Source organism: Actinoplanes sp. NPDC051346 (assembly GCF_040682215.1).
GTDB lineage: Bacteria > Actinomycetota > Actinomycetes > Mycobacteriales > Micromonosporaceae > Actinoplanes.
In genome coordinates, this window is the sequence record NZ_JBFBAJ010000004.1 from 1 (window position 1) to 23,427 (window position 23,427).

Consider the following 23,427-nt stretch of genomic DNA (forward strand, 5'->3'; position numbering starts at 1 on the left):
CCTGAACGCCTTCTCGATCACCTTCGGCGACCGGTTCCCGGCCGCCGAAACCTACTAACCAAAGACGCCGGAAACACCGTTAGCGAGACAGTCCCCCGCCACGCGGGGGAGTGCCGCCTATGCGGAGTTGGCGACGCGAAGAGCGCCGTCGTGTAAAGCGTCGTCCGTGCGGGAGCGTCGTGTGTGCGGGAGCGTCGTGTGTGCGGGAGCGTCGTGTGTGCGGGAGCGTCGTGTGTGCGGGAGCGTCGTGTGTGCGGGAGCGTCGTGCGTGCGGGAGCGTCGTCCGTGCGGGAGCCTGGGGGCGCTCGCGTGCGAGGAGCCCCGCCTCTGCTCGTGCCGCGCAGTGGAGACCGCCGCCCGTTCGGAGTGCACCGGTCGTGCGGGAGCGCCGGCCTCATGTTGAAACGCCTCCGCCCGCGTCGCGGAGGCGCCGTCCGGCGCCGGCGGCGGGTCGTGGCTCGCGGGCGTTGGCAGGTGCGTGCGGCGCGGCAGCGGAGTGGGCTCGGCGGGGGATCGCGGGCCCTGAGGGCTCGACCCCGTCACAAACGGTGGGCGGCTGTGCGCGTATCTGAAAAGAGAGCGCCGCCCCCGGAAGCTCGAAGGACCCGGAGACGGCGCGTGACTGAACGCTCAGCTGGCGCCGCTGGCCTGCCAGTTGAGGCGGGTGAGCAGCTGGCGGGCGCCGTCGGCGACGTCCGCGTCGACGATCACCGCGTACTGGGCGGCCTGCAGTGAGCTGCGGGACGTGAAGTCGCGGCGGCCGCCGCTCATGGCCTGGGCGATGGCGCCGAAGATGGCGCCCCAGACGGCGCCGATGATCAGGCCGAGCAGGATGACGCTTACCCAGCTGGAGTTGCCGAAGAGGCCGAAGAAGATGCCGATGAACAGGCCGAACCAGGCGCCGCTGGCGGCGCCGGCGAGCGCGGCGCGGCCGACGGTGACCCGGCCGAGGACGTTCTCGACCAGGCGCAGGTCGGTGCCGATGATGCTGGTCCGTTCGACCGGGAACTTGTTGTCGGAGAGGTAGTCGACGGCCTGCTGGGCTTGCAGATAGTTGGGGTACGTCGCCACGGAGACGGTCGGGGCGGGGTGCTGGGCCTGCGCGGCCGGGTCGACCGCGGGTGTGGCCGGGACTCCGGTCGGGCCGGGCGGTACGGTGCCGGACGCGCCCGGCATGGTGGGTTCGACGGGGGTTGTCATGTGGTCCTCCTAGAGGGGTTCCGCGGATGTGAGGGGGTCAGCGGGGCGGGGCGGCGGATCGGGCCGAGGCGGGTACGACGGCGTTCGGAGCTGACGGCCGGTCGCCCGCGGCGAGCCGGACCCAGATCGCGAAGACTCCCGCGACGGTGGCGGTGACCGCGGCGACGCCGGCGGCGAAGGCGAGCCGGCCGGGGACGAGGTCGGGGGCGGCCAGTTCCGAGAGCACGGTCGCGCCGAGGCCGAGCGCGGCGCATCCGGTGCCGAGCGCGCCCACGACGCTGAACAGCAGCAACGCCTTGCGGTTCGGGCGGGCCGCGACGCCGGTGATGCGGACCCGGCGGGCGCGCACGAGGGCAGACGCCAGGGCGCTCCAGGCGAGGACGATCAGCAGGGCGGCGGCGGTGTCGCTCGGGCGGTGCCATTCCGCCCAGATCGTGGCGACGGCGATGGTGGTCACGTACGCCGCCCCGGCCAGGGCGACCGTGCCGCGGATCGCGAATGGCAGCACCAGGATGAGCGCGAACGCGACCGACGCCGCGGCCGTCGTGTGGCCGCTCGGGAACGAGTTCGGCGCCGGGAAGTTGTCGAGGTCGGGGCGCGGCAGCCGGGTCTTGAGCAGCTGGGTGGTGACGTTGGCGCCGAGGACCAGGACGGCGGCGGCGATGGTCAGGTCGGCGCGGCGCCGGACGATCCCGATCGCCGCGGCCGCGAGGCTGACGGCGACCAGGCTGACCAGTGACGTGGCGTCGAGCGCGCGCCGCAGGATCTGTTCGATCCGCGGGTGGTGGACGTCCGCGCCGCGCATCGCGAGCGTGTCGGCGCTCTGGCCGGGCGCGGTACGCACGCACACGTAGTACACGAGCGCCACGAGCGCCGCGGCCAGCACGGCGACGCACGCGTGGGCGATCACGTGTGACACCCCACGACCGCCGCCCGGGGCGCCCGCCCGGGGCCGCGTCGAGCGCGAAGCCAAAGCCGTCATCGGCGGTTGTCCTCCTGACGTCACGACTGGGCGGTTCCGCAATGCCCACCGGGCGCGGATCTCAAGCGCACCTGTCGCACACGCCTCATTCCGCCCGCCGCAACTCGACTGCACCCCCGCGCGCTCTTGGCCCGCAACGGCACCCCGCGATCTTCGAACGGAGCCGAAGCACGGATGCCGACGCCGCGACCGAGGGGATGTTCATGTTGCACACCGCCCGCCGACTGCTCACTGGGCCGCTGCTGGTCGCCGCCCTCGGCGCAGGGCTGGCCGTGGCACCGGAGGCCGCCCTCGCCGCCGGAGTCTCCACGAGCGTCAAGGTGAGCACCTCGCTGAAGGTGCGGTCCGCGCCGTCGCTGGCCGCGAAGGCGGTCGGGTCCCTGCGCAACGGCGCCAAGGTGACCGTCACCTGCGCGGTGACCGGTCAGAGCATCCGCGGCTCGGTCCGCAAGACCACCCTCTGGGACCGGCTGAGCTCGGGCGGGTACATCTCGCACGGGTACGTGAAGACCACCCGCACGCTGCCGCGCTGCGCCTCCGGCTCGCCGACGGCGGTGCCCCCGCGGGCGAAGCCCGTCGCCGCCACCAAGAAGTACGTGGTGGGTACGGTCCGCAGCTTCGACGGCCGGGTCAACCTGCGCTCGAACCCGTCGACCTCGTCGACGATCCTCGGCTCGGTCGCCAACGGCGCCAAGGTCGACCTGGTCTGCGCGGTCACCGGCGAGAGCGTCGACGGCACCGTACGCACCACCAAGCAGTGGGACCTGACCTCGGCCGGCCGCTACGTCTCGCACGGCTACATGTACTCGGGCCCGCTGAAGGCCTGCACCGGCTCGTCGGTGCCCGCCCCGACGGTGTCGCTCACCCCGGAGCAGTTCATCAAGGCGTCGGTGCCGGGCGCGAGGAAGGGCTACCGCGAGTTCGGCGTCCCCGCCTCGGTGACGATCGCCCAGGCGATCCTCGAGTCGGGTTGGGGCCGCAGCGGCCTCTCCTCGGTCGACAAGAACTACTTCGGCATCAAGTGCCAGAACGGCTACCACGGGAAGCTGGCGAACGGCTGCCACACCTACCGCACGCAGGAATGCTCGAAGAAGAGCGGCAAGTGCTTCTACATCTCCGATGCCTTCCGCACCTACGCCACCCAGGCGCACTCGTTCCGCGACCACGGCAGCTTCCTGCGGGTCAACCCGCGCTACAAGCCGGCGTTCTCCCACACCAAGAACGCCAACAAGTTCATCTGGAAGGTGTGGAAGGCGGGCTACGCCACCGACCCGAACTACTACACCAAGGTCACCGGCATCATGGCCTCCTGGAACCTGTACCAGTACGACAAGTAGGCGGTCGCTCCCACCCCCGTCGGCGGAACCTCGCCGGCGGGGGTGATTCGCGTTTTATGCTCGCTCCGGTGGGGAGCTGGGGTGCGTTGGACGACACCGCCGGGATCCGGCGGGCCCGTTTCGTCGGTCCCGCCCTCGCCGCCCTCGTCCTCGTTCCGGGCGTCGCCGCCACGCTGTTCGCGGCCGGGGCCCTGCGTGAGCGTCAGCGCGTGGACGCGGACCGGGTGATGGACCAGCGCACGGCTGTCGCCCGGGCCGCCCTCGCCGGCGAGACCGGGCGCTACCGCGACCTCATCCAGGTCGTCGCGGCCGGCCTGGGCACGGACGACCGGCTCACCGCCGCCGATTTCGCCGCCGCCACCGCGCCGCTGGACCGGGCCGGTCTGGTCGGTGCCACCTCGGTGGCCTTCGTGGTCGCCGCCACGCCCGGGCAGGTCGCCGGCACTCAGCGCCTCTGGCGCTCGCGTGGCGTCCCGGACCTCGTGTTGCGGCCGCGGGGCGCGCCCCGGGAGCACCTGTTCTCGGTCCTGCGGCGGGGCCTGAACGACGACGGCGGCGCCGGCCCGCTGGGGATCGACGTCGCGTCCGCGCCGGAGGCGGCCGCCGCGCTCGCCGAGGCCCGGCGTACGGGGCAACCCTCCGTGTCGGATGCCTACGTGCTGCTGCGCGACCGCGCCCTGCCCGCGCACCGGCAGCAGTTGTCGTTCCTGTTCGTGGCGCCGGTCTTCGGCGCCGACGCGACCTTCCGCGGCTGGCTGGCGATGGGCCTGCACGGCCGGGACTTCCTCGGCGGGGTGCTCAGCACCGCGAGCCAGGGCCTGCTCGACGGCGAGCTGTACGCCACCGACAGCGGCGGGCGGCGCGTCCAGGTCGCCGCCTACGACGCCCGCGGCGGCCGGGACCTGACCCGGCGGGCCGCCTTCCCGGTCGCCGACCGGCAGTGGGCCCTGGTGACCGCCGCCGACGCCCGGTACCTGCCCGGGGCGCGCAGCAGCACCCCGACCACGGTGCTGCTCGGCGGGATCATCGTGAGCGTCATGCTGGCGCTGCTGGTCTGGATCCTGGCCACCGGCCGGCAGCGGGCCCGCGCCCGGGTGCTGGTGGCGACGGCCGACCTGCGCGGCGCCGAGGCGGAGAGCCGCCGCCAGGCCGGCCTGCTGAGCGCGATCATGGCGAGCCTCGGCGACGGCGTCGGCGTGGTCGACGAGCAGGGGAGGTTCCTGCTGCACAACCCGGCGGCCAAGGCGCTGCTGGGCGTGAGCGAGGACGTCGACGGGCCGGGGGGCTGGCAGGAGCACTACGGCCTGTTCCGCGCCGACGGCCGTACGCCGTTCCCGGCCGAGGAGCTGCCGCTGGTGCGCGCGCTGTGCGGCGAGGCCTCCGACGGCGTCGAGATGGTGATCCGCAACGAGAACCGGCCGGACGGCATCCTGGTCAGCGTCGACGGCCGCCCGCTCGACCCCAGCGCCGGGCTGCGCGGGGCGGTGGCGGTCTTCCACGACATCACCGAGTTGCGCCGCTACGAGACCGACCTGGCCATCTTCGCCGGCGTCGTGGCCCACGACCTGAAGGCGCCGCTGTCGGTGATCCGCGGGCACTGCGAGGTCGCCGCCGACGGGCTCGCCGACCTGCCGTCGCGCCCGGAGACGGCCGCCGCCGGGGCTTCCCTGGACCGGATCGCCCGCGCGGTGGACCGGATGGCCGCGATGATCGACATGCTGCTGGCGTACACGACCGCGCGGGACGCGCCGCTCGTCCGGCGGGCCGTGCCGCTCGACCCGCTGGTGGCCGAGGCGGTCGAGGACCGTACCGAACAGCCGCGACCCGCGGACGTGCCGCCGCCGGAGATCTCCGTGGGCCCGCTCCCGGTGGTCGAGGCCGATCCGGCGATGCTGCGGCACGTGCTCGACAACCTGGTCGGCAACGCGCTCAAGTACGTGTCGCCGGGCCACCCGGCCCGCATCGAGATCGCGGCCACGCCCGCCGAGCCGGGCTGGATCCGCGTCGAGGTCGCCGACCGGGGCATCGGGATCCCCGCGGCGGACCGGCCGGACATCTTCCAGGCGTTCCACCGCGCCCCTGGCTCCGCCGGGTACGCCGGCACGGGCCTCGGGCTGGCGATCTGCCGTCGGATCATCGAGCGACACGGCGGCGTCATCGGCGTGGCGGACAACCCCGGCGGCGGCACGCGCTTCTTCTTCACCCTGCCGCTGGCTCCGGCCACCCCGCCCGCACCGGGCGACGGTCACCGGATCGGCGACGTCAGGCCGGCGGGGGCGGCATCAGATCCGCCACGCACGCGAGCAGCTGGGCCGGCAGGAAGGGTTTGAGCAGGGTCGCGCTGGCACCGACCTCGCCGGCACGGGTGTCGCCGGGCAGCAGCGAGCCGCTGGCCAGTACGACGGGGATGTGCCGCAGGCCCTCGTCGGCGCGGATCGCCCGGCACAGCTCGAGCCCGCTCATCCGGGGCATGTCCACGTCGGTGACCACGACGTCCGGCCGGTGGCGGCGGACGGCCTCGAGCGCGGCGGCGCCGTCGGAGGTCGCGATGACCTCGTGGCCGGCCCGCTCCAGGGCCCGGCGCAGGACGAACAAGATGTCCTCGTGGTCCTCTGCGACGACGATCATGACATTCCCCGCTCTGGTCGCTCCGGTGTCGCAGGCTCAAAGATCGAGATCGTCCGCGGACACGGGCCGCGACCGAATCGTTGCCGCGTGACAACGAGACGCGGGCGAGCGGCGATAATCACCAGGCATTCGCCGGGCGGAGTGCCTATTGTTGACGCGCTATGTCTGTGACACCCCTCAGCCAGGACCTCGCCGAGCTCCGGCACCGCGTCTCCGAGCTCCTTCCCCGCGACGAGCGCCGGCTCCGGCGCCGGCTCGAGGGCATCCGCGGGATCCGCGACGACGCCGCCCGCGCGGCCGTGCTCGCCGAGATCGCCGGCGAGGTGTCCGGGGCCGAGCAGCGGCGCGAGGCGCGCCTGGCGAACGTTCCCGCGGTGTCATATCCGGCCGAACTGCCGGTCAGCCAGCGCAAGGACGACATCCTCGCGGCGATCCGCGACCATCAGGTCGTGGTGGTGGCCGGCGAGACCGGCTCCGGCAAGACCACCCAGATCCCCAAGATCTGCATCGAGCTCGGCCGCGGCGTCCGGGGCCAGATCGGGCACACCCAGCCGCGGCGGATCGCCGCCCGCACGGTGGCCGAGCGCATCGCCGAGGAGCTGGACACGCCGCTGGGCGCGACGGTCGGCTACAAGGTCCGCTTCACCGACCAGGTGTCCGACGACACGATGGTCAAGGTCATGACGGACGGCATCCTGCTGGCCGAGATCCAGAACGACCGCCTGCTGCGGCGCTACGACACGCTGATCATCGACGAGGCGCACGAGCGCAGCCTCAACATCGACTTCATCCTGGGCTACCTGCGGCAGCTGCTTGCTCAGCGGCCCGACCTCAAGCTCGTCATCACCTCCGCGACCATCGAGACCGCCCGGTTCGCGGAGCACTTCTCCGGCCCGCACGGCCCGGCGCCGGTCATCGAGGTCTCCGGACGGACCTATCCGGTGGAGGTGCGATACCGGCCCCTGATGGTCCAGACCGAGGAGGAGGGCCGCGAGGAGCCGCTCGACCAGGTCGACGGGATCGCCGCCGCCGTCGACGAGCTGGGGCTGGAGAGCCGCGGCGACATCCTCGTCTTCCTCAGCGGCGAGCGGGAGATCCGCGACGCCGCCGACGCCCTGAACCGCCGGGACCTGCGCGACACCGAGATCGTTCCGCTGTACGGCCGACTGTCCGCCGCCGAGCAGCACCGCGTCTTCGAACGCCACACCGGCCGGCGGGTCGTGCTGGCGACCAACGTCGCGGAGACCTCGCTGACCGTGCCGGGAATCCGCTACGTCATCGACCCCGGCACCGCCCGCATCTCCCGCTACAGCAGCCGGCTCAAGGTCCAGCGGCTGCCGATCGAGCCGGTGTCGCGGGCCAGCGCCAACCAGCGCAAGGGCCGCTGCGGGCGGACCAGCGACGGCATCTGCGTCCGGCTCTACTCCGAAGAGGACTTCGAGGCGCGGCCCGAGTTCACCGAGCCGGAGATCCTGCGCACCAACCTGGCCTCGGTCATCCTGCAGATGACCAACCTCGGCCTGGGCGACCTGGCCGCCTTCCCGTTCATCGACCCGCCCGACCGGCGCAACGTCACCGACGGCGTCAAGCTGCTCGAGGAGCTCGGCGCGCTCGACGGGCGCAAGCTCACCCCGCTGGGCCGCAAGCTCGCCCAGCTCCCGGTCGACCCGCGCCTGGCCCGCATGGTGATCGAGGCCGGCGAGCAGGACTGCGTCGCCGAGGTCATGGTGGTCACCGCGGCCCTGTCCATCCAGGACCCGCGTGAGCGGCCCGCCGACCGGCAGCAGCAGGCGGACGAGAAGCACGCCCGGTTCGTCGACAAGGAATCGGACTTCTTCACCTACCTCAACCTCTGGCGCTACCTGCGGGAGAAGCAGCGTGAGCTGTCGGGAAACCAGTTCCGGCGGCTGTGCCGCGCCGAGTTCCTCAACTATCTGCGCGTGCGCGAGTGGCAGGACATCTACTCCCAGCTCAAGCAGGTGGCTCGGGGGCTCGGCCTGACGCTCGTCGAGGACGACGAGCGGGTCCCCGACGCTCGGCGGTTCCACACCGCGATGCTCGCCGGCCTGCTGAGCCACATCGGACTCAAGGACACCGACAAGCGCGAATACCTGGGCGCCCGCGGCGCCAAGTTCGCCGTCTTCCCGGGTTCGGCGCTGTTCACGAAGCAACCCCGCTGGGTCATGGCCGCCGAACTGGTCGAGACGTCCCGGCTGTGGGGCCGGGTCAACGCCCGCATCGAGCCGGAGTGGGCCGAGGCGCTCGCACCGCACCTGGTGAAGCGCAGCTACAGCGAGCCGCACTGGGAGAAGAAGCAGGGCGCCGTCATGGCGTACGAGAAGGTGACGCTCTACGGGCTGCCGATCGTGCCCCGGCGCAAGGTCGGTTACGGCAGGGTGGACCCGGAGCTGTCGCGGGAGCTGTTCATCCGCCATGCCCTGGTCGAGGGCGACTGGGAGACCCACCACGCCTTCTTCGCCGAGAACGCGGCCCTGCTGAAGCGCATCGAGGAGATCGAGAACCGGGCCCGGCGCCGGGACATCAAGGTCGACGACGAGACCGTCTTCGCCCTCTACGACGCCCGGATCCCCGCCGACGTCGTCTCCGGCCGGCACTTCGACGCCTGGTGGAAGAAAGCCCGCCGGCAGAACCCCCAACTGCTCACCTTCACCCGGGAGCTGCTGGTCAACGCGGGGCGCGACGCGGTGGACCCGGCCGCCTACCCGGACGCGTGGCTCGCCGACGGCGTCCGCCTGCCGCTGACCTACCAGTTCGAGCCCGGCACCGCCGCCGACGGGGTGACCGTGCGCGTGCCGCTGGCCCTGCTCAACAAGCTCGACGGCGACGACTTCGGCTGGAACGTGCCGGGCCTGCGCCGGGACATCATCGTGGCGCTGATCCGCGCCCTGCCGAAGCAGCTGCGGACCAGCTTCGTGCCGGTGCCGGACTGGGCCGACGCGGTCCTCGCCCGCATCCCGGCCCGCCGGGGCGCGCTCAGCGACGCCGTCGGCGACGAGCTGCGCCGGCTCACCGGCACGGTCGTCCCGCGCGACGCTTGGCGGCCCGATCAGGTCCCCGACCACCTGCGAATGAACTTCCAGGTGGTCAACGAGGACGGCGCCACGGTGGGGGAGGGCCGCGACCTCGACGTGCTGCGCGCCAGCCTGGCCCCGAAGGTCCAGGCCACCATCTCCGCCGCCGCCGGCGACATCGAGCGGCGTGGCATCACCACCAACGACTTCGGTACGCTGCCCCGCACGGTCCAGCAGGTCCGGGGCGGCTACGAGGTCACGGTGTACCCCGCCCTCGCCGACGAGACCGACAGCGTGGCCGTCCGGGTGTTCGAGACCGAGGCCGAACAGCGCGAGGCGATGCGGGCCGGCACCCGCCGCCTGCTCCTGCTGACCCTGCCGCCGGCCGCCCGCTACCTGCAGGGCCGCCTGGACAACCGGGCGAAGCTGGAGCTGTCGCGGGGCAACCCGTACCGCTCGATCGCCGACCTGCTCGACGACTGCGCGGGGGCGGCGGTCGACCGGCTCGTGCAGGACGCCGGCGGGCCGGCCTGGTCGACGCCGGAGTTCACCCGGCTGCGCGAGGAGGTCCGGGCCGAGCTCGTGGACGCCACCGCCACGGTGGTCACGCAGGTCCGCGCGGTGCTCGCCACCTCGTACGAGATCGGTCAGCGCCTCGGCACCACCCGCGACCCGGCGCTGGTCCCCGCCCTCGCCGACATCAGAGCGCAGCTCAAGGCCCTGGTATACCCGGGGTTCGTCACCGACACGGGCTGGCGTCAGCTGCACCACCTGCCCCGCTACCTCAAGGGCATCGCCTACCGCCTCGACCGGCTGGGCGGCAACCTGGCCCGCGACCGGCAGCTGATGGCCCAGCTTCAGCAGGTCGAGTCGGAGTACCGCGACCTGCGCGAGGAGCTGTCGGGCGGGCCGGCCGACGAGGGCCTGCGAGAGATCCGCTGGATGCTCGAGGAGCTGCGGATCAACCTGTTCGCCCAGTCGCTCGGCACGGCGTACCCGGTCTCGGACAAGCGCGTCTACCGGGCGATGGACCAGCTCCCGGCCTGATTCGAGCGCTGGCGGGTGCGCTGTGGGGAGCGGTCGGGTGCCGTTCGGTTACCCGCCTGTCATCTGACGCCGCGAGGCCCTAGCGTCCTTCCCATGACGAACGAATTCCTCGCCTTCGCCCCGATTTCCACCGCTTCCGTCGCCGCCGACCCGGCCCGCGCGCTGCTGGACGAGATGATGGCGCGGGTGGGGGTCGACGGCCTCGCCGCCGCCCTCGGCGACGCCGGCCTGCTCGCCCAGGTCGACCAGCACGCCGCCGCCGTCCGCGAGGCGCTGCGCCACGCCGGCCGTGAGGTCGACGCCGACGGGCTGGCCGCGTACGCGAAGTCGATCGCCGCCGCCGCCGAGCGGATGGGCCGGCCGGTGCCGCAGCCGGGTCACGCCTACATCTCCGGCAGCGCCTGGCTCAGCGCCGAGTGGCACCTGATGCGCCTGGTGGCCGTCTGCATGATCGCCGAGTCGGCCGGTCTGCTGTAGTTCTTGTCCGAAACGCCGAGCCTAAGAGCTTCGCGAACTTTGGCGGTGAACGTACCTTTTTCGAATGCGTCACTCCGTCAGACTTCTCCCCGCCGTCCTGACCGTCCTCGTACTTCCCGCAGTGGTCCTCCCGACCGCCGGGTCCGCGGCCCCCGCCGCGCCCGTCACGGTCGCGCGCTACACCTTCGACTCGGGCGCCGTCGCCGCCGGCCGGGTCGCCGACCGCTCCGGTCGTGGTGCCCCCCTCGTCGTCCGCAGCGCCGACCGGGGACGCGTCCACTTCAACGGCACGACCGCCGACAAGTACGCCGCCTTCCCCGCGACCTGCGCCGTCAAGGCCACCGTCTGCCCCCGCGCCCTGCTGGAGGGCACCGATGATCCGGACCTCGACCCCGGCACCCGCCTGTTCCGCTGGGGCGCCACCGTCCGCCTGACGAAGGCCCAGGTCACCGACTCCTCGAACGTCATGCAGAAGGGCGTCAGCGCCACCGACAGCCAGTGGAAGCTGCAGATCGGCGCCCGCCAGGCGAAAGCACACTGCGTCGTGGCCGGCCAGGGCGCCAAGCCGACGGTCCACATCGTCCGCTCCACCGTCGGCGTCGCGGACAACGCCTGGCACGACATCATGTGTCAGCGCTCCGGCAGCCGGCTGACCATCTACGTCGACGGGCGCGAACGCGGCCACGTCAGCATCCCGGCGTCGCTGTCGATCCACAACGACCTGCCCCTGCGCATCGGCGGCCCGAACTTCCACACCCGCTCCGACATGTACCACGGCCTGCTCGACGACGTATGGGCCCGCCTCGGCTGACGCCGCCAGACGCGGCCGCCGTTTACCCGGCGGCGTGCGTGCCCCGGCCTGCCGTTGTCCCGGCGGCGTGCGTGCCCCGACCCGTCGTTGTCCCGGCGCGGCGTGCGTGTCCTGGCCTGCCGTTAACCCGGCGGCATGCCTCGACCCGCCGTTGTCCCGGCGTCGTGTGGGCCCGGTCCGCCGCTTGCCCGGTGACCCTCGGACCTTGATCCGCTAAGCCCGGGGCCTCTGGCCGCTGCGGCCGTGCTCCGAGCCGCCGCGCTGAGGAAATCCGATTCGCCGCGGCCGTATGCCGAGCTGATGCGCGGCCCCTGGACCCGAACCCTCCGTCTCCACCACCGGCCCGGCAAAGCGGAGGGTTCGGACATGAGGAAGGCCGGGACCCCGGCAAGGGTCCCGGCCTTCCGCCGTGTGCGGCCAACGGCCCTGGCGCGAGCTCGTGCCCAGAAAACTCGGCGCGAGCTCAAGTGCGGCCGTCCGCCGTGGCGCGGTGGCCGCGCGGTGTGGGCTCAGCTTCGGCCGCGCGGCGCGGCGGCCGCGCGGCGTGGGCTCAGCTGCGGCGGAACGCGTACGTCCGGCCGCCGCTGGCCGCCGACGCCCGGCCGGCGCGGGCCCGACCCGAGCGTTCACGCGCGGCCTGACGCTGGTCCCGGGCGCCGTGGTGGGCCGGGCTCTGTGTCTTGTGCCCGCCGGCGGTCGTGGACGGCACGTCCAGCGTCGCGGCGAGATCCTGGCGGGCGAGCTCGTCCGGGTCGACGGGTACGGAGAAATCTGCAGGCATGAGGAGCCTCCTCGTCGGATCGAGGGGGGAAAGCCGTGGCAAAGGAAAGATCGTGATGAGCCCCGGGCACCGGATGCGGCGAACCCACGGCGGACGGCGCCGCCGGTACTACCCGCTGGGCGAGGATGCGGCAGAAAACGCGCGTCTCAGGAGATCATGCGATTACCGTAGTCCGGCCCGCGTGACCGCACCAGCGGTTTATCGCCCGGTCCGGGAGCGGCCCGCCTCGACGATCGCCGTCGCCGCCGGGAAGTCGCGTAGCTGTTCCCCGACCGGCCGCAGGCCGACCTCCAGGGCCACCGGCGGCACGCCCCGGGCCTCGAGCACCGCGGCCGTCCATTCCACGAAGTCGGTGAAGACGCGCGCGTCGTCGACGTGAAGGCCGCGGCCAGGAAATCCACGATGTGCCCGAGATCCTCGACGGTGGCGTCGTGCTGGCGCTGGTCGTAGGCGGCCACCGGCGGATAGGTGGTCGGGGGGTGGTCCTGGGGAGAGGCTCATCAGCGGACGCGGTTCCTCCGCTCACCTCGGCGGGCGTCGATGGCGAAGGGCGACCCGGCCGGTGCGCCGGCGCCCATGAGGCTGAGCCTGGTACGCGCGGGGGCGCGCACGGCCAGCATGGCGATGTCGTCGCGGACGCCGCCGTGCACCCAGTCGGAGACCAGTTGGCGGATCCGCTCCACGGCGGCGTCGCCCGGCATGCCGTGGCAGCTTGCCAGGGCGTCGCGCAGCCGGCCCTCGCCGTACTGCTCCTGGCCGGTCGCGCCGCCGCGGGCCTCGGTGAGCCCGTCGCTGTAGAGCAGGCACGTCTCGCCCGGCGCGAGGTCGATCGTGCCCGGGCGTACGGTGATCTGCGGCACGACCCCGATGAGGGTTCCCTTCACCGGCGCCTCCTCGACCGTGCCGTCGGTGCGAAGAACGAGCGGCACGGGGTGACCGCCGGTGGCCAGGCGCAGTCGCACCCGGCCGTGGTCGGACCGGCTGATCGCGCCGATCACCAGGGTCACGAACCGGTGCTGCCGGGCGGCGCCCAGCAGCGCCTGGTTGAGCACCTTGATCATGGCGGCCGGGTCGCTCTCCACGAGGGACAACGCGCGCAGCGTCTGGCGGATCTTGCCGGTGAGCACCGCGGCCTCGGGGCCCTGCCCGCAGACGTCGCCGAGCACCACCACCGTCTCGCCGCCCGGCTCGGCCGACTCGAAGACGTCGTAGAAGTCGCCGCCGATCCGCAGCGAGTCACGGGCGGCCTGGTAGGAGCCGATGAGCTCGACGCCGTCCGGCTGCGGCAGCTCGGGCGGCAGCAGGTCGGCCTGCAGGATCGCCGTCGTGTCGACCTGCTCGCGATAGAGGGCGGCGGCCGAGATGGCGGCTCCCGCGCGCGCGGCGAAGATCCGCGTCAGCATCTCGTCCTCGGCCGAGAACACGGCGTCGGCGCCGTGGCGGGCCAGAACGAGCGCGCCTGCCGGTTCCGCGTTGCCCGGCAGCGGGGTCACCAGCAGCGCGCCGACCTCGCCGAAATCCTCGGGCAGCAGCCAGGCCGGCACCTGCGAGGCGTCCAGCCACCGGCTCGGGATCGGCGGGAAACCGGCGAGCGCCTCCTCCAGCCCGGGAACCTCGGCGAGCAGCCGCTCGCGCAGCATCCCCTCTTCGACCTGGCCGCCGGTGACCAGGCGCGTCCACTCGCTCTGGCGGCGACGCGCGGGCAGCACCACCATCGCGGCGTCCGCGAGGTGCGAAACGGCCAGCTCGACGGTCGTACGCAGGCAGCGCCGCTGGTGCAGCGACGCGGACAGCCGCCGTCCCGCCTCGGCGAGGAACGAGGTGCGAGCCCGTTCGGTGCGGTATTCCTCGGCCCGGCGTATCTCCTCCGTGCAGTCGCGCAGATACCAGGCGTAGTGATGCTCGTCGAGCGGCCGGCGCCGGCCGTGCACCTGGCGTCCGGCGTACTCATCGGTGAAGGTCTCGGCACCCTCGGCGATGGCGCGGGCGAGGCCCGGCGGCGGTCCGTCGCTGGCGCCGCAGCCGGGTCGTAGGTCCGGGAGAAGCTCCGACGCGGCCGCGTTGACCAGCTGAATCAGGTGGTCGTCGGCGGTGCAGAGGATGATGGCCTCGGCCGAGGCGTCGAGCACCGCGCGCAGCAGGGCGGGCGCGGGGGCGACGATCGGCGGACCGATCGTATGATCATCGCCGCGGCGCTCAGGCGCCCGCGGCGGAGGGTGAGCTGTCACCAGGGTCCCCCTTTCTGTCTCCCCGCCCGAATAACACCGATCCCCCACCCTACGCGGCGGCCGGTCGGGCGTCGCGGCTCAGAAGGCGGAACCGGGGTCGGTGTCGACCACGATGGGCGCGTGGTCCGACGGGCCCTTGCCCTTGCGGGCCTCCCGATCCACCACCGCGTCCCGCACCGCGGAGGCCACGTCGGCGGTCGCGTACACCAGATCGATGCGCATTCCCTTGTTCTGGTGGAACATCCCGGCCCGGTAGTCCCAGTACGTGTAAGGCCGATCGCCCTTCATCGGACGCGGCACGACATCGGTGAACCCGAGTTCCCGCAGCGCGGCCAGGGCATCACGCTCCGGCGGCGTCACATGCGTCGCACCGACGAAGACCTTCGGGTCCCACACGTCATCGTCGGTCGGCGCGACGTTGAAGTCGCCGGCCACGACCGCCGGTCCCGTCGACGACGCCAGCGCGGCCCGCAGGCTCGCGAACCAGGACAGCTTGTAGGCGTAGTGCGGATCCTCGGGCGTCCGCCCGTTCGGCACGTAGATCGAGGTGAAGCGGACGCCGCCGCAGGTCGCTGAGATCGCCCGGGCCTCCGGATCGGGATAACCGGGCTCACCGTCGAAGCCGCGCCGCACGTCGGACAGCCCGACCCGGGACAGCAGCGCGACCCCGTTCCACCGACCCTGGCCGTGTGCGGCGGTCTCATAGCCCAGCTCGGCGACCTCGGCGGCGGGAAACGCGTCCGCGCCGACCTTGGTCTCCTGCAGGCACAGGACGTCCGGCCGGGTCGTCTGAAGCCACTCGAGCAGCCGCGGCAGCCGGGCCTTGACCGAATTCACGTTCCACGTCGCGAAGCGCATGGCTCCAGCCTGCCGCATGGCGGCGGATGGGAGTGGGTCAGCGCTTCGGGGAGCGGCGCGTGGCGCGGATCGGCGAGGTCTGGGCGCGGGTGGCCGCGAGCACCGCGCCGGCCAGGCCCGTAGCGAGGATCATGAGCACGGTCACGAGCCAGACCACCGAGCCGTCGGATCCGATCAAAGTCGCCATGTGTCGCCCCCTCGTCCCAGGTGATCGGCAGCGCGGGTGGCCGCGCGAGGATCCTGGCCGAGGGAATAATGCCGGACTTGCGGGAGATACGCCAGGGGTGGGGGAGACGTTTGTCACCTCCTGGGGATGGTCAGGGGCTGCCGGCGACGAGCGGCGCCGGGCCGGGCACGTGCCGGTTGGCGGCCCAGTGCAGGGCGAAATCGCCGGCGCTGACGCCGGGGCCCCACAGCCATCCCTGGGCCTGGGTGACGCCGACCGTGGCGAGGGCGTCGCGCTGGGTGCGGGTCTCCACGCCCTCGGCGACGATGCTCAGTCCGAGGGCTCGGCTCATCGCCACCACGGCCCGGACGATTTCCTCGTCCTCGCCGCTCTCGCCCAGGCCGGAGACGAACGACCGGTCGATCTTGACGCCGGTGACCGGGAAGCGCCGCAGGTAGCCCAGTGCGGAGAAGCCGGTGCCGAAGTCGTCGACGAGCAGGCGCAGGCCCAGCTCGCGCAGGTCGAACAGGACCCGGGCCGCGACGCCGCCGCCGTCGGCCATCACCGACTCGGTCATCTCCAGCGCCACCGCCGAGGCCGGCACCCCGTGGTGCCTCAGCTCCTCCAGGACCACCGCCGGCAACTGTGGATCCTCGAGCTGGCGGGGTGACACGTTGATCGAGAGGTAGAAGTCGCCGTCCACGGTGCCGTCGGCACGCCACTTTCCGAGCTGGCGCAGCGCCTCGTTGCGGACCCACGTGCCGAGCGTGTCGATCAGCCCGGCCTCCTCCGCCACCGGAATGAAGGTCATCGGCGGGATCGGCCCGCGCTCGGGATGATTCCAGCGTACGAGCGCCTCGGCGCCGGTGGGGCGGCCGGTGTCGAGGTGCACGATGGGCTGGTACACCACGGTGAGCGCGCCCTCGGCGAGCGCCGAGCGCAGGGAGCTCTCCAGCTCGATGCGCTCGCGGACCCGGTCGTGCATCGAGACGTCGAAGATGGTCGCGTGCCCGGGGCCTTCCGCCTTGGAGCGGTACATCGCGGTGTCGGCGTCGCGCAGCAGGGCCTCGGCGGTCAGGGCCGGGTCCGAGCCGCCCGGCGCGTGGGCCAGCCCGATCGAGGCGCTGATGACGATCTCGGTGTCGTGCAGCGGCAGCGGCGTCGCGAAGCAGCTCTGGACCCTGTCGACCAGCCGCAGCGCCCCGGTCTCCTCGCCGACGTACGCCACCACGAATTCGTCACCGCCGACCCGGGCGAGCGTGGTGCCGGTCGGCAGCGCCGCGCGCAGCCGGGTGGCCACCTCGATGACGAGCTGGTCGCCGGTGTCGTGGCCCCACGAGTCGTTGACCCACTTGAAGCCGTCGAGGTCCAGGACGCAGACCCAGACGCGCTCCGGGGCGGCGGCGGGCAACGCCGACACCAGCCGCTCGACCTCGGCGGTGGTCATCCGGCGGTTGGGCAGCCCGGTGAGCGGGTCGTGCATCGCCTGGTACTCCGAGTGCAGCTGGGCCGCCACCTGCGCCTGCACGGCGGACACCGCCCGCAGCATGAGCAGCGCCACGATGGCCAGGCCGCCGGCGGCGACGAGCATCCGGGTGCCGGACGAGCGGTCGCCGACCGCGACCAGCAGGACGAACGGGGTGGCCACCGCGGGCACCAGCAGTGCCATCCGCCGCCATGACCAGGCCTGGACCGGGTGCCGGTCGGCGCGGCCCAGCGTCGCCACCGAGGGGTGCAGCGCACTGATACCTATCAGCGTGTACGACAGCAGGAACGGCACGTCGAGAAGCGGGGACGTGTAGGTGTGACCGGAAACGCCGATGACCGAGTAGGCGAGGTCGCCGGCGACCGTCAGAGCGATGCCGCACACGAGGGCCACCAGCGAGGGCGGCCAGGTTCGCGCGGTGAACGTCAGATTAATGCCCAGCGCCAGCAGCACCACGTCGAACAGCGGATAGAGCCCGGCGAGGAAGGACACGAGTGCCGGGCGATTCGCGATCTCGGCCGCCGGCGCGGCGAGTAGCAGGGCGCTGGCCAGCCCACCGGCGAGGCAGACGATGAAACCGTCGAGCACGGCGTGGCGGGTGACCCCGCCCCGGGCCCGCAGCAGGAGCGTGAGGAAGACGCCGAGCAGCACGAATCCGGGCACGGTCGCCGCGTCGGCCAGCAGCGGCTGAGCCACGACGTACGGGCGAAGGATCACGCCGACCAAAAAGCACAGCGAGGAGGCGGCCATCAGCGGCCACGCGGCGCGCGGCCGCGCCGGCGTACGCAGGGGGACCGAGGCGCAGGCCAGCACGTTCCCAAGGCCGACGAGGGCGAAAGCGGCGGCGTTGGTGGCGGCGGAGAGATCCAGCGTGTAGAGCACCGTCGCCGCGGCGCCGGTGGCGCCGAACACCTGCCACCAGCGGCGCCCAGCATCCGACGACGCAGCGGTTCGCACGCGCATCGCCCCCCGGCACCGTCAGCTCGTCAGCGCTCCCGCGGGCGGCGTCGCGTCGTTCGCCGGGCCGCCCCCGGCGGGATCGCCGTGAACGAACAGCGTCGGGCACGCGCAGTGACGCAGGAGCTCGCCCGCCACGGCGCCCAGCAGACAACCCCCGGTGCCGCGCGGGCCCACGATCATCATGCGGGCTCCACGCGACGCGCGTACGAGAGTTGGCGCAGGATCTCCGAAGAGAAGGCTCGTCCGCACCCCGAGATCGGGGCACGCGGCGGCGGCACGCTCCAGCAGCCGCCGGCCGGCCGGCGCCCGATCGTCGTCGGCGACCACGTGGGCGAGCTCCAGGGCTACGTCGCGTCGCCGGGCCTCGGCCGCGGCCAGCTGGAGGACCGGCCCCGAGGTAGGTGAGTCGTCGACGGCCGCCAGCAGCGGTCCGGCCGGCGGACGCACCCCGCGGGCCACCGCCACCGGGCACCGGGCCCGGGACACGATCTGCACCAGGACCGGATCGAGCGGGAGCCGGGGGCCGGTCGGCGGGCCGTCGGCACCGAGCACCAGCAGGCCCGCGGTGCGGCTGCGCCGCAGCAACTCCCGCACCGGCTGGCCGTCGACGAGCAGGCCCTCGACCCGCACGCCGGGCACGCCGCGGGCGGCGGTCGCCACAGCTTCTTCCACTATTCGCCCGGCTTCGTGTCGCGCCGAGGCGTAATCCGGGGGATCATCGGTGTATCGCATGCCCGGCCAGGCGAACACGTGCAGGATCCGCAGCCGCGCCCCGCGCGTCACCGCCTCCCGGGCGCCCAGCCGCGCCGCGGCCAGTCCCGCGGCCGTTCCGTTCACGCCCACGACGACAGGAGCAGGGCCCGGAATCTGCATCGGTTCACCACCATCAAGCACCACGACGACGCGGTCCAGCGGCAATTATCTATGGTTCAACTTTGCCGCCGGTCGTGATCAATCCCTCAGCGGTCGACCGTCTGATGACCCGTTCAGCTCGAGGGTTTACGGTGAACGGCAGGTTATTGGCGACATCTGCCGGTGAAGTGAGGGAAATACATGACGGATGTCAAGCTCGACCACCCCGGTGGCCAGTTGTCACTGCCGGTGCGCCCGGCGGTCGAGGGCCCGGGTGGAATCGAGATCAGCGCCCTCCTCAAGGAGACCGGTTACGTCACCCTGGACCAGGGCTTCGTCAACACGGCATCGTGCGCGTCGGCGATCACCTACATCGACGGTGATGCCGGCATTCTGCGCTACCGGGGCTTCCCCATCGAGCAGCTCGCGGGCAAGGCCTCCTTCCTGGAGGTCTCCTACCTGCTGATCCACGACGCGCTGCCGACGCCGGCGCAGCTCGCGGAGTTCGCGGACAAGATCCGCGTGCACACGCTGCTGCAGGAGGAGATGCGCGCCTTCTTCTCGGGCTTCCCCCGCGACGCCCACCCGATGGCGGTGCTGTCCTCGGCGGTGACCGCGCTGTCGACGTTCTATCAGGACGCGTTGGACCCGACCGACCCCGAGCAGGTCGAGATCTCCGCCATCCGTCTGATGGCGAAGATGCCGACCATCGCGGCGTACGCGTACAAGAAGTCCATCGGCCACCCGCTGCCGTACCCGGACAACTCGCTCGACTACGTCGAGAACTTCCTGCGCATGACCTTCGGGCTGCCGACCGTCGAGTACCCGGTCGACCCGAAGATCGCGAAGATCCTCGACATGCTCTTCGTGCTGCACGCCGACCACGAGCAGAACTGCTCCACCTCCACGGTGCGCCTGGTCGGGTCCGCGCAGGCCAACCTCTTCGCCTCGGTGTCGTCGGGCATCAACGCCCTGTCCGGCCCGCTGCACGGCGGCGCCAACTCGGCGGTGCTGGAGATGCTCGAGCAGATCCGCGCCGACGGTGGCGACGTCCAGTCCTTCGTTCGCCGGGTCAAGGCGAAGGAGAAGGGCGTCAAGCTGATGGGCTTCGGCCACCGGGTCTACAAGAACTACGACCCGCGGGCCGCGATCGTCAAGAAGGCGGCGCAGGAGGTGCTGGCCACGCTGGAGCGGCCGGACCCGCTGCTGGAGATCGCCTTCCAGCTCGAGGAGATCGCCCTTGCCGACGACTACTTCGTCTCGCGCAAGCTCTACCCCAATGTGGACTTCTACACGGGCCTGATCTACAAGGCCCTGGGCTTCCCCACGAAGATGTTCACGGTGCTGTTCGCGCTCGGCCGGCTCCCCGGCTGGATCGCGCAGTGGAGCGAGATGATGGCCGACCCGACCACGAAGATCGGCCGGCCGCGCCAGCTCTACACCGGCGAGGCGGAGCGGCAGTTCGTGCCGATCACCGAGCGCTGAGTTCCTCGCACGTCAACCGGCCGTCCCGGCCTCGCCGGGGCGGCCGGTCGCGTTCCCGGCCGTTGGTCCGCGCGGGTCAGTGGGTGGCTGGTCGAGGTGTGCGCCGGTCGTGGAGGTCGGCGAGCCAGGAGAGGATCCGCGCGGCGCCGTCCTCGCCGGCCAGCCGCGCCGCCATCACCCGCGCCCGCTCGGAGTATCGCCGGTCCGCCGTGACCGTGGTCAGGGCCGCCGCGAGCCGGTCCGCGCTCAGCCGGGACAGCGGGATCGGCGCCGGGCTCACCCCGAGGTCGTGCAGCCGCCGGGCCCAGAACGGCTGATCCGCCAGCACGGGTACGGGCACCGCCGGCACCCCCGCCCGCAGCCCCGCCGCAGTGGTGCCCGCCCCCGCGTGGTGCACCACCGCCGCCATCCGCGGAAACAGCCAGTCATGGGGCAGCGGGCCGATGCTCAGGACGCCCGGATCGTCGTCCCCGGCGCGCAGACCCGACCAGCCGGCCTGGACGACCGCCCGGACTCCGGCCGCGCGGACCGCCGCCAGCACGGGCTCCGCCAGTCGAACGCCGTGCCCGGGCGCCATGCTGCCGAAGCCGATGAACACCGGCGGCGCTCCGGCCGCCAGGAAGTCGGTCACCTCGGTGGGCGGCGACCAGCCCGGCGTCCGGGCGGGCCACCAGTAGCCGACGACCTCCTGCGAGGGCGGCCAGTCCGCGGGCCGCGGCACCACCGACGGGCTGAAGCCGTGGAACGTCGGCCACCGGTGTTCCTGTTCGCGCTGCAGCCGGCGGAGGCTTCGGCGGGGCAGCCCCAGACGCGCGCGCAGGTCCCGGATCGGGCCGTGATACAGCGGCCGCGCGGCCGCCACGGCGAGCCGGCCCGCCCACCGGTTGCCGGTGCGCCCCAGCGAACGGCCGCCGGCGAGGACCGGTCCGAAGTCGCCGGTGGGGAAGAGGGGTTGCGGGAAGACCCCGGCCCAGGGGATGCCGGCGGCCTCGGCGACCTGATAGCCCAGCGGAGCCACCACTGTGGACAGCAGGACCACCTCGGCGCGGGTCTGCCGTACAGCCGCGGTGATGCCGTCGCCCAGCTCCGCGACCAGCGGCCGTGCGATGCGCAGCAGCCGGGCCAGGGCGCGGGGACCGGTCCCCGAACCCTTGCCGTCCTGCCCGCGCGCCCGCGGAAGAATCTCCCGCAGGTCGCCGGGCAGCGGCACGAAAGCGAGGGCGACCTGGTCCCGGAAGGGCTCGTGGGTGGCCACCGTGACGTCGTGCCCGGCGGCTCGCAGTCGTTCGCCGAGCCCCGTGTACGGCGCCACGTCCCCGGTGGAGCCCGACGTCACGATCAGCACCCGCACGCCGATCATCATCGCACCGCGCGCGCCCCGGCGAGCCGGCATGAGCCGGCACCCGATTGGGCATGTGCCCTAGGTGCCGCCGCGTGCCGGGCTGGGGAGGATGCATGGACGTCGTCATCGGGATCGATACCGGGACCACCGCCACCAAGGCGATCGCCGCCGGCCTCGACGGCGAGGTGCGCGCCATGACGAGCGTGCACTATCCGCTGTCGGTCCCCGGCCCGGGCCGGGCCGAGCTCGACCCCGGCAGGCTGCGTGACGCCGCGACGCGGGCGCTCGTCACCGTGGCGACCGAGTGCCGCGAGCGCGGCGACCGGGTGCTCGCGGTGAGCCTCAGCGCCTTCCTGCACGGGCTCGCGCCGATGGACGCCGCCGGCAACCCCACCGGACCGCTGATCACCTGGGCGGACAACCGGTCGTCGCCGCAGAGCGAGGAGATCGCCGCGTCCGGCCGCGCCAAGGCCCTGCAGGCCCGCACCGGCACCCCCGTGCACCCGATGAGCCCGCTGGCGAAGCTGGCCTGGTGGCGCGCCAACGACCCGACGATGCTGCGGGACACCCCGCGCTGGGGCGGGGGCAAGGAGATCGTGCTCGCCGGCCTGGCCCGCGAGGGTTTCCTGGTCGACCTCTCGGTCGCCTCCGGCACCGGCCTGTACGACATTCACGGGCGCCGGTGGGATCCGGAGGCCCTGGACATCGCCGGCATCGACGCCGGCCGGCTCGCCGAGGTGGTGCCGACCACCACCGTGCTGCCGCTGCGCACCGAGGTCGCCGCCGCGGCCGACCTGCCGCCGGACACCCCGCTGATCATCGGCGCCGCCGACGGGCCGCTGGCGAACCTCGGCGTCGGCGCCACCCCGCCCGGGGTGGCCGCGGTCTCGCTGGGCACCAGCGGAGCGCTGCGCACAGTGGTCGGCGCGCCCACGGCGGACGCGGCGGGTCGACTCTTCTGTTACGCCCTCACCGAGGACCGCTGGGTGCTCGGCGGCGCCATCAACAACGCCGGGTCGGTGATCCGCTGGGCGGGTCAGACGATGGCCGAGGGCTTCGACCGCCCGGCGGCCGAGGGCGAGGACGCCGACGTCCGTGACGCCGCGCTGCTGGTCGAGGCGGCGTCGGTGGCGCCGGGCAGCGACGGACTGCTCTGCCTGCCCTACCTGCTCGGCGAGCGGGCGCCGTGGTGGCGCGGCGGGATGCGCGGCGCCTACCTCGGGCTACGCCGCGAACACGGCCGCGCGCACCTGGTCCGCGCCGCGGTCGAGGGGGTCTGCCAACAGTTGGCCCTCGTCCGCGACACGTTCGCCGCCGAGGGCATCGAGATGCGCGAGGTGCGGGCGACCGGGGGAGCGGTCGCCTCCGAGCTGTGGGTCGGCGTCCTGGCGGCGGCGCTCGACCTGCCCGTCGCGATCGCGGACACCCCGGAGGGCACCGCCCTGGGCGCGTGCCTGCTGGGCCTGCACGCCATCGGCGGCCTGCCCGACCTCGACCGGGCCGCCTCCCTGGTGGACATCACCGCGCACACCCGGCCCGACCCGCGCGACGCCGCTCTCTACCGGCGGTTGCGGCCTCTGGTGGAGCGGTCCGCGCTCGCGGTCACCGACGTGCTGACCGAGCTGGACAAGCTGGCACCATCCCCACTGCCGGACACGGAGAAGGCGGTCGGCGCGCCCGGGACCGAAACCTCGCCGGCCCGCGGACGGTGACCGTGGCGCAGCCGGCGCGAACCGGGCTCGCGGAAAGGGGCCG

General features: G+C 73.0%; 18 protein-coding genes. 7 read left to right on the plus strand and 11 right to left on the minus strand.

The window, feature by feature from the left end; translation table 11 throughout:
• Positions 1-630: 630 nt before the first annotated feature.
• Entirely contained in the window at positions 631-1,200 is a 570-nt protein-coding gene (locus tag AB0M36_RS11325) for a general stress protein (protein ID WP_364155444.1), read from the minus strand.
• 37 nt (positions 1,201-1,237) lie between these two features.
• Complete coding sequence (locus tag AB0M36_RS11330; protein ID WP_364155445.1) at positions 1,238-2,110, minus strand: phosphatase PAP2 family protein; 873 nt, start codon at positions 2,108-2,110, stop codon at positions 1,238-1,240.
• 275 nt (positions 2,111-2,385) lie between these two features.
• Between AB0M36_RS11330 and gsmA the strand changes: the two genes are divergently transcribed.
• Together gsmA and AB0M36_RS11340 are read left to right on the plus strand one after the other, a co-directional pair.
• Positions 2,386-3,519, plus strand: a complete 1,134-nt coding sequence (gsmA, locus tag AB0M36_RS11335; RefSeq protein ID WP_364155447.1) for a sporangiospore maturation cell wall hydrolase GsmA — start codon at positions 2,386-2,388, stop codon at positions 3,517-3,519.
• A 68-nt stretch (positions 3,520-3,587) separates the two neighbouring features.
• On the plus strand, positions 3,588-5,849 hold the full coding sequence (locus AB0M36_RS11340) for an ATP-binding protein (RefSeq protein ID WP_364155449.1): 2,262 nt from the start codon (positions 3,588-3,590) through the stop codon (positions 5,847-5,849).
• Here AB0M36_RS11340 and AB0M36_RS11345 read toward each other — a convergent pair.
• Positions 5,782-6,147 (minus strand): response regulator, encoded by a 366-nt coding sequence (locus AB0M36_RS11345; RefSeq protein WP_364155450.1) that lies wholly within the window; start codon positions 6,145-6,147, stop codon positions 5,782-5,784. The two genes, AB0M36_RS11340 and AB0M36_RS11345, sit on opposite strands and share 68 nt — an antisense overlap.
• Before the next feature lie 161 nt (positions 6,148-6,308).
• Between AB0M36_RS11345 and hrpA the strand changes: the two genes are divergently transcribed.
• From hrpA to AB0M36_RS11360, 3 genes are all read left to right on the plus strand, one after another.
• Positions 6,309-10,226, plus strand: coding sequence for an ATP-dependent RNA helicase HrpA (hrpA, locus tag AB0M36_RS11350; RefSeq protein ID WP_364155451.1), 3,918 nt, complete (start codon positions 6,309-6,311; stop codon positions 10,224-10,226).
• Positions 10,227-10,319: 93 nt separating this feature from the next.
• The gene (locus AB0M36_RS11355) at positions 10,320-10,703 is read left to right on the plus strand and encodes a DUF6401 family natural product biosynthesis protein (protein WP_364155452.1); all 384 of its coding nucleotides are present in this window, start codon (positions 10,320-10,322) and stop codon (positions 10,701-10,703) included.
• A gap of 64 nt (positions 10,704-10,767) precedes the next feature.
• Complete coding sequence (locus tag AB0M36_RS11360; protein WP_364155454.1) at positions 10,768-11,514, plus strand: LamG-like jellyroll fold domain-containing protein; 747 nt, start codon at positions 10,768-10,770, stop codon at positions 11,512-11,514.
• 550 nt (positions 11,515-12,064) lie between these two features.
• Here the strand turns inward: AB0M36_RS11360 and AB0M36_RS11365 are convergent.
• The 7 genes from AB0M36_RS11365 to AB0M36_RS11395 all read right to left on the minus strand — a co-directional run bounded on the left by AB0M36_RS11365 (position 12,065) and on the right by AB0M36_RS11395 (position 18,830).
• Positions 12,065-12,295, minus strand: coding sequence for a hypothetical protein (locus tag AB0M36_RS11365; protein WP_364155456.1), 231 nt, complete (start codon positions 12,293-12,295; stop codon positions 12,065-12,067).
• Positions 12,296-12,493: 198 nt separating this feature from the next.
• A complete protein-coding gene (locus tag AB0M36_RS11370) occupies positions 12,494-12,640 on the minus strand; it encodes a hypothetical protein (RefSeq protein WP_364155457.1) in 147 nt (48 codons plus the stop codon).
• Between the two features lie 155 nt (positions 12,641-12,795).
• Positions 12,796-14,523 carry a PP2C family protein-serine/threonine phosphatase gene (locus AB0M36_RS11375; protein ID WP_364155459.1) on the minus strand — a complete coding sequence of 576 codons (1,728 nt, stop codon included), beginning with the start codon at positions 14,521-14,523 and terminating at the stop codon, positions 12,796-12,798.
• A gap of 78 nt (positions 14,524-14,601) precedes the next feature.
• Positions 14,602-15,381, minus strand: coding sequence for an exodeoxyribonuclease III (locus AB0M36_RS11380; protein ID WP_364155460.1), 780 nt, complete (start codon positions 15,379-15,381; stop codon positions 14,602-14,604).
• Positions 15,382-15,418: 37 nt separating this feature from the next.
• Positions 15,419-15,568, minus strand: a complete 150-nt coding sequence (locus tag AB0M36_RS11385) for a hypothetical protein (protein ID WP_364155461.1) — start codon at positions 15,566-15,568, stop codon at positions 15,419-15,421.
• A 130-nt stretch (positions 15,569-15,698) separates the two neighbouring features.
• Positions 15,699-17,990, minus strand: a complete 2,292-nt coding sequence (locus AB0M36_RS11390) for an EAL domain-containing protein (RefSeq protein WP_364155463.1) — start codon at positions 17,988-17,990, stop codon at positions 15,699-15,701.
• Positions 17,991-18,011: 21 nt separating this feature from the next.
• Entirely contained in the window at positions 18,012-18,830 is an 819-nt protein-coding gene (locus AB0M36_RS11395; RefSeq protein WP_364155464.1) for a universal stress protein, read from the minus strand.
• A gap of 216 nt (positions 18,831-19,046) precedes the next feature.
• Between AB0M36_RS11395 and AB0M36_RS11400 the strand changes: the two genes are divergently transcribed.
• Positions 19,047-20,330: a citrate synthase gene (locus AB0M36_RS11400; protein ID WP_364155465.1), complete on the plus strand. Its 1,284-nt coding sequence runs from the start codon at positions 19,047-19,049 to the stop codon at positions 20,328-20,330.
• A gap of 76 nt (positions 20,331-20,406) precedes the next feature.
• Here the strand turns inward: AB0M36_RS11400 and AB0M36_RS11405 are convergent, their stop codons facing one another.
• A complete protein-coding gene (locus AB0M36_RS11405; RefSeq protein ID WP_364155467.1) occupies positions 20,407-21,723 on the minus strand; it encodes a glycosyltransferase in 1,317 nt (438 codons plus the stop codon).
• A 62-nt stretch (positions 21,724-21,785) separates the two neighbouring features.
• Between AB0M36_RS11405 and AB0M36_RS11410 the strand changes: the two genes are divergently transcribed.
• Positions 21,786-23,384, plus strand: coding sequence for a gluconokinase (locus tag AB0M36_RS11410; RefSeq protein ID WP_364155468.1), 1,599 nt, complete (start codon positions 21,786-21,788; stop codon positions 23,382-23,384).
• Positions 23,385-23,427 lie beyond the last annotated feature (43 nt).

What these genes read in the sequence shown, in the direction of transcription:
- AB0M36_RS11380 (WP_364155460.1), bottom strand. Translation starts at nt 15,381, where the DNA reads ATGCGCTTCGCGACGTGGAACGTGAATTCGGTCAAGGCCCGGCTGCCG.
- AB0M36_RS11365 (WP_364155456.1), bottom strand. Translation starts at nt 12,295, where the DNA reads ATGCCTGCAGATTTCTCCGTACCCGTCGACCCGGACGAGCTCGCCCGC.
- gsmA (WP_364155447.1), top strand. Translation starts at nt 2,386, where the DNA reads ATGTTGCACACCGCCCGCCGACTGCTCACTGGGCCGCTGCTGGTCGCC.
- AB0M36_RS11410 (WP_364155468.1), top strand. Translation starts at nt 21,786, where the DNA reads ATGGACGTCGTCATCGGGATCGATACCGGGACCACCGCCACCAAGGCG.
- AB0M36_RS11385 (WP_364155461.1), bottom strand. Translation starts at nt 15,568, where the DNA reads ATGGCGACTTTGATCGGATCCGACGGCTCGGTGGTCTGGCTCGTGACC.
- AB0M36_RS11355 (WP_364155452.1), top strand. Translation starts at nt 10,320, where the DNA reads ATGACGAACGAATTCCTCGCCTTCGCCCCGATTTCCACCGCTTCCGTC.
- hrpA (WP_364155451.1), top strand. Translation starts at nt 6,309, where the DNA reads ATGTCTGTGACACCCCTCAGCCAGGACCTCGCCGAGCTCCGGCACCGC.
- AB0M36_RS11345 (WP_364155450.1), bottom strand. Translation starts at nt 6,147, where the DNA reads ATGATCGTCGTCGCAGAGGACCACGAGGACATCTTGTTCGTCCTGCGC.
- AB0M36_RS11400 (WP_364155465.1), top strand. Translation starts at nt 19,047, where the DNA reads ATGACGGATGTCAAGCTCGACCACCCCGGTGGCCAGTTGTCACTGCCG.
- AB0M36_RS11325 (WP_364155444.1), bottom strand. Translation starts at nt 1,200, where the DNA reads ATGACAACCCCCGTCGAACCCACCATGCCGGGCGCGTCCGGCACCGTA.
- AB0M36_RS11360 (WP_364155454.1), top strand. Translation starts at nt 10,768, where the DNA reads ATGCGTCACTCCGTCAGACTTCTCCCCGCCGTCCTGACCGTCCTCGTA.
- AB0M36_RS11405 (WP_364155467.1), bottom strand. Translation starts at nt 21,723, where the DNA reads ATGCCGGCTCGCCGGGGCGCGCGCGGTGCGATGATGATCGGCGTGCGG.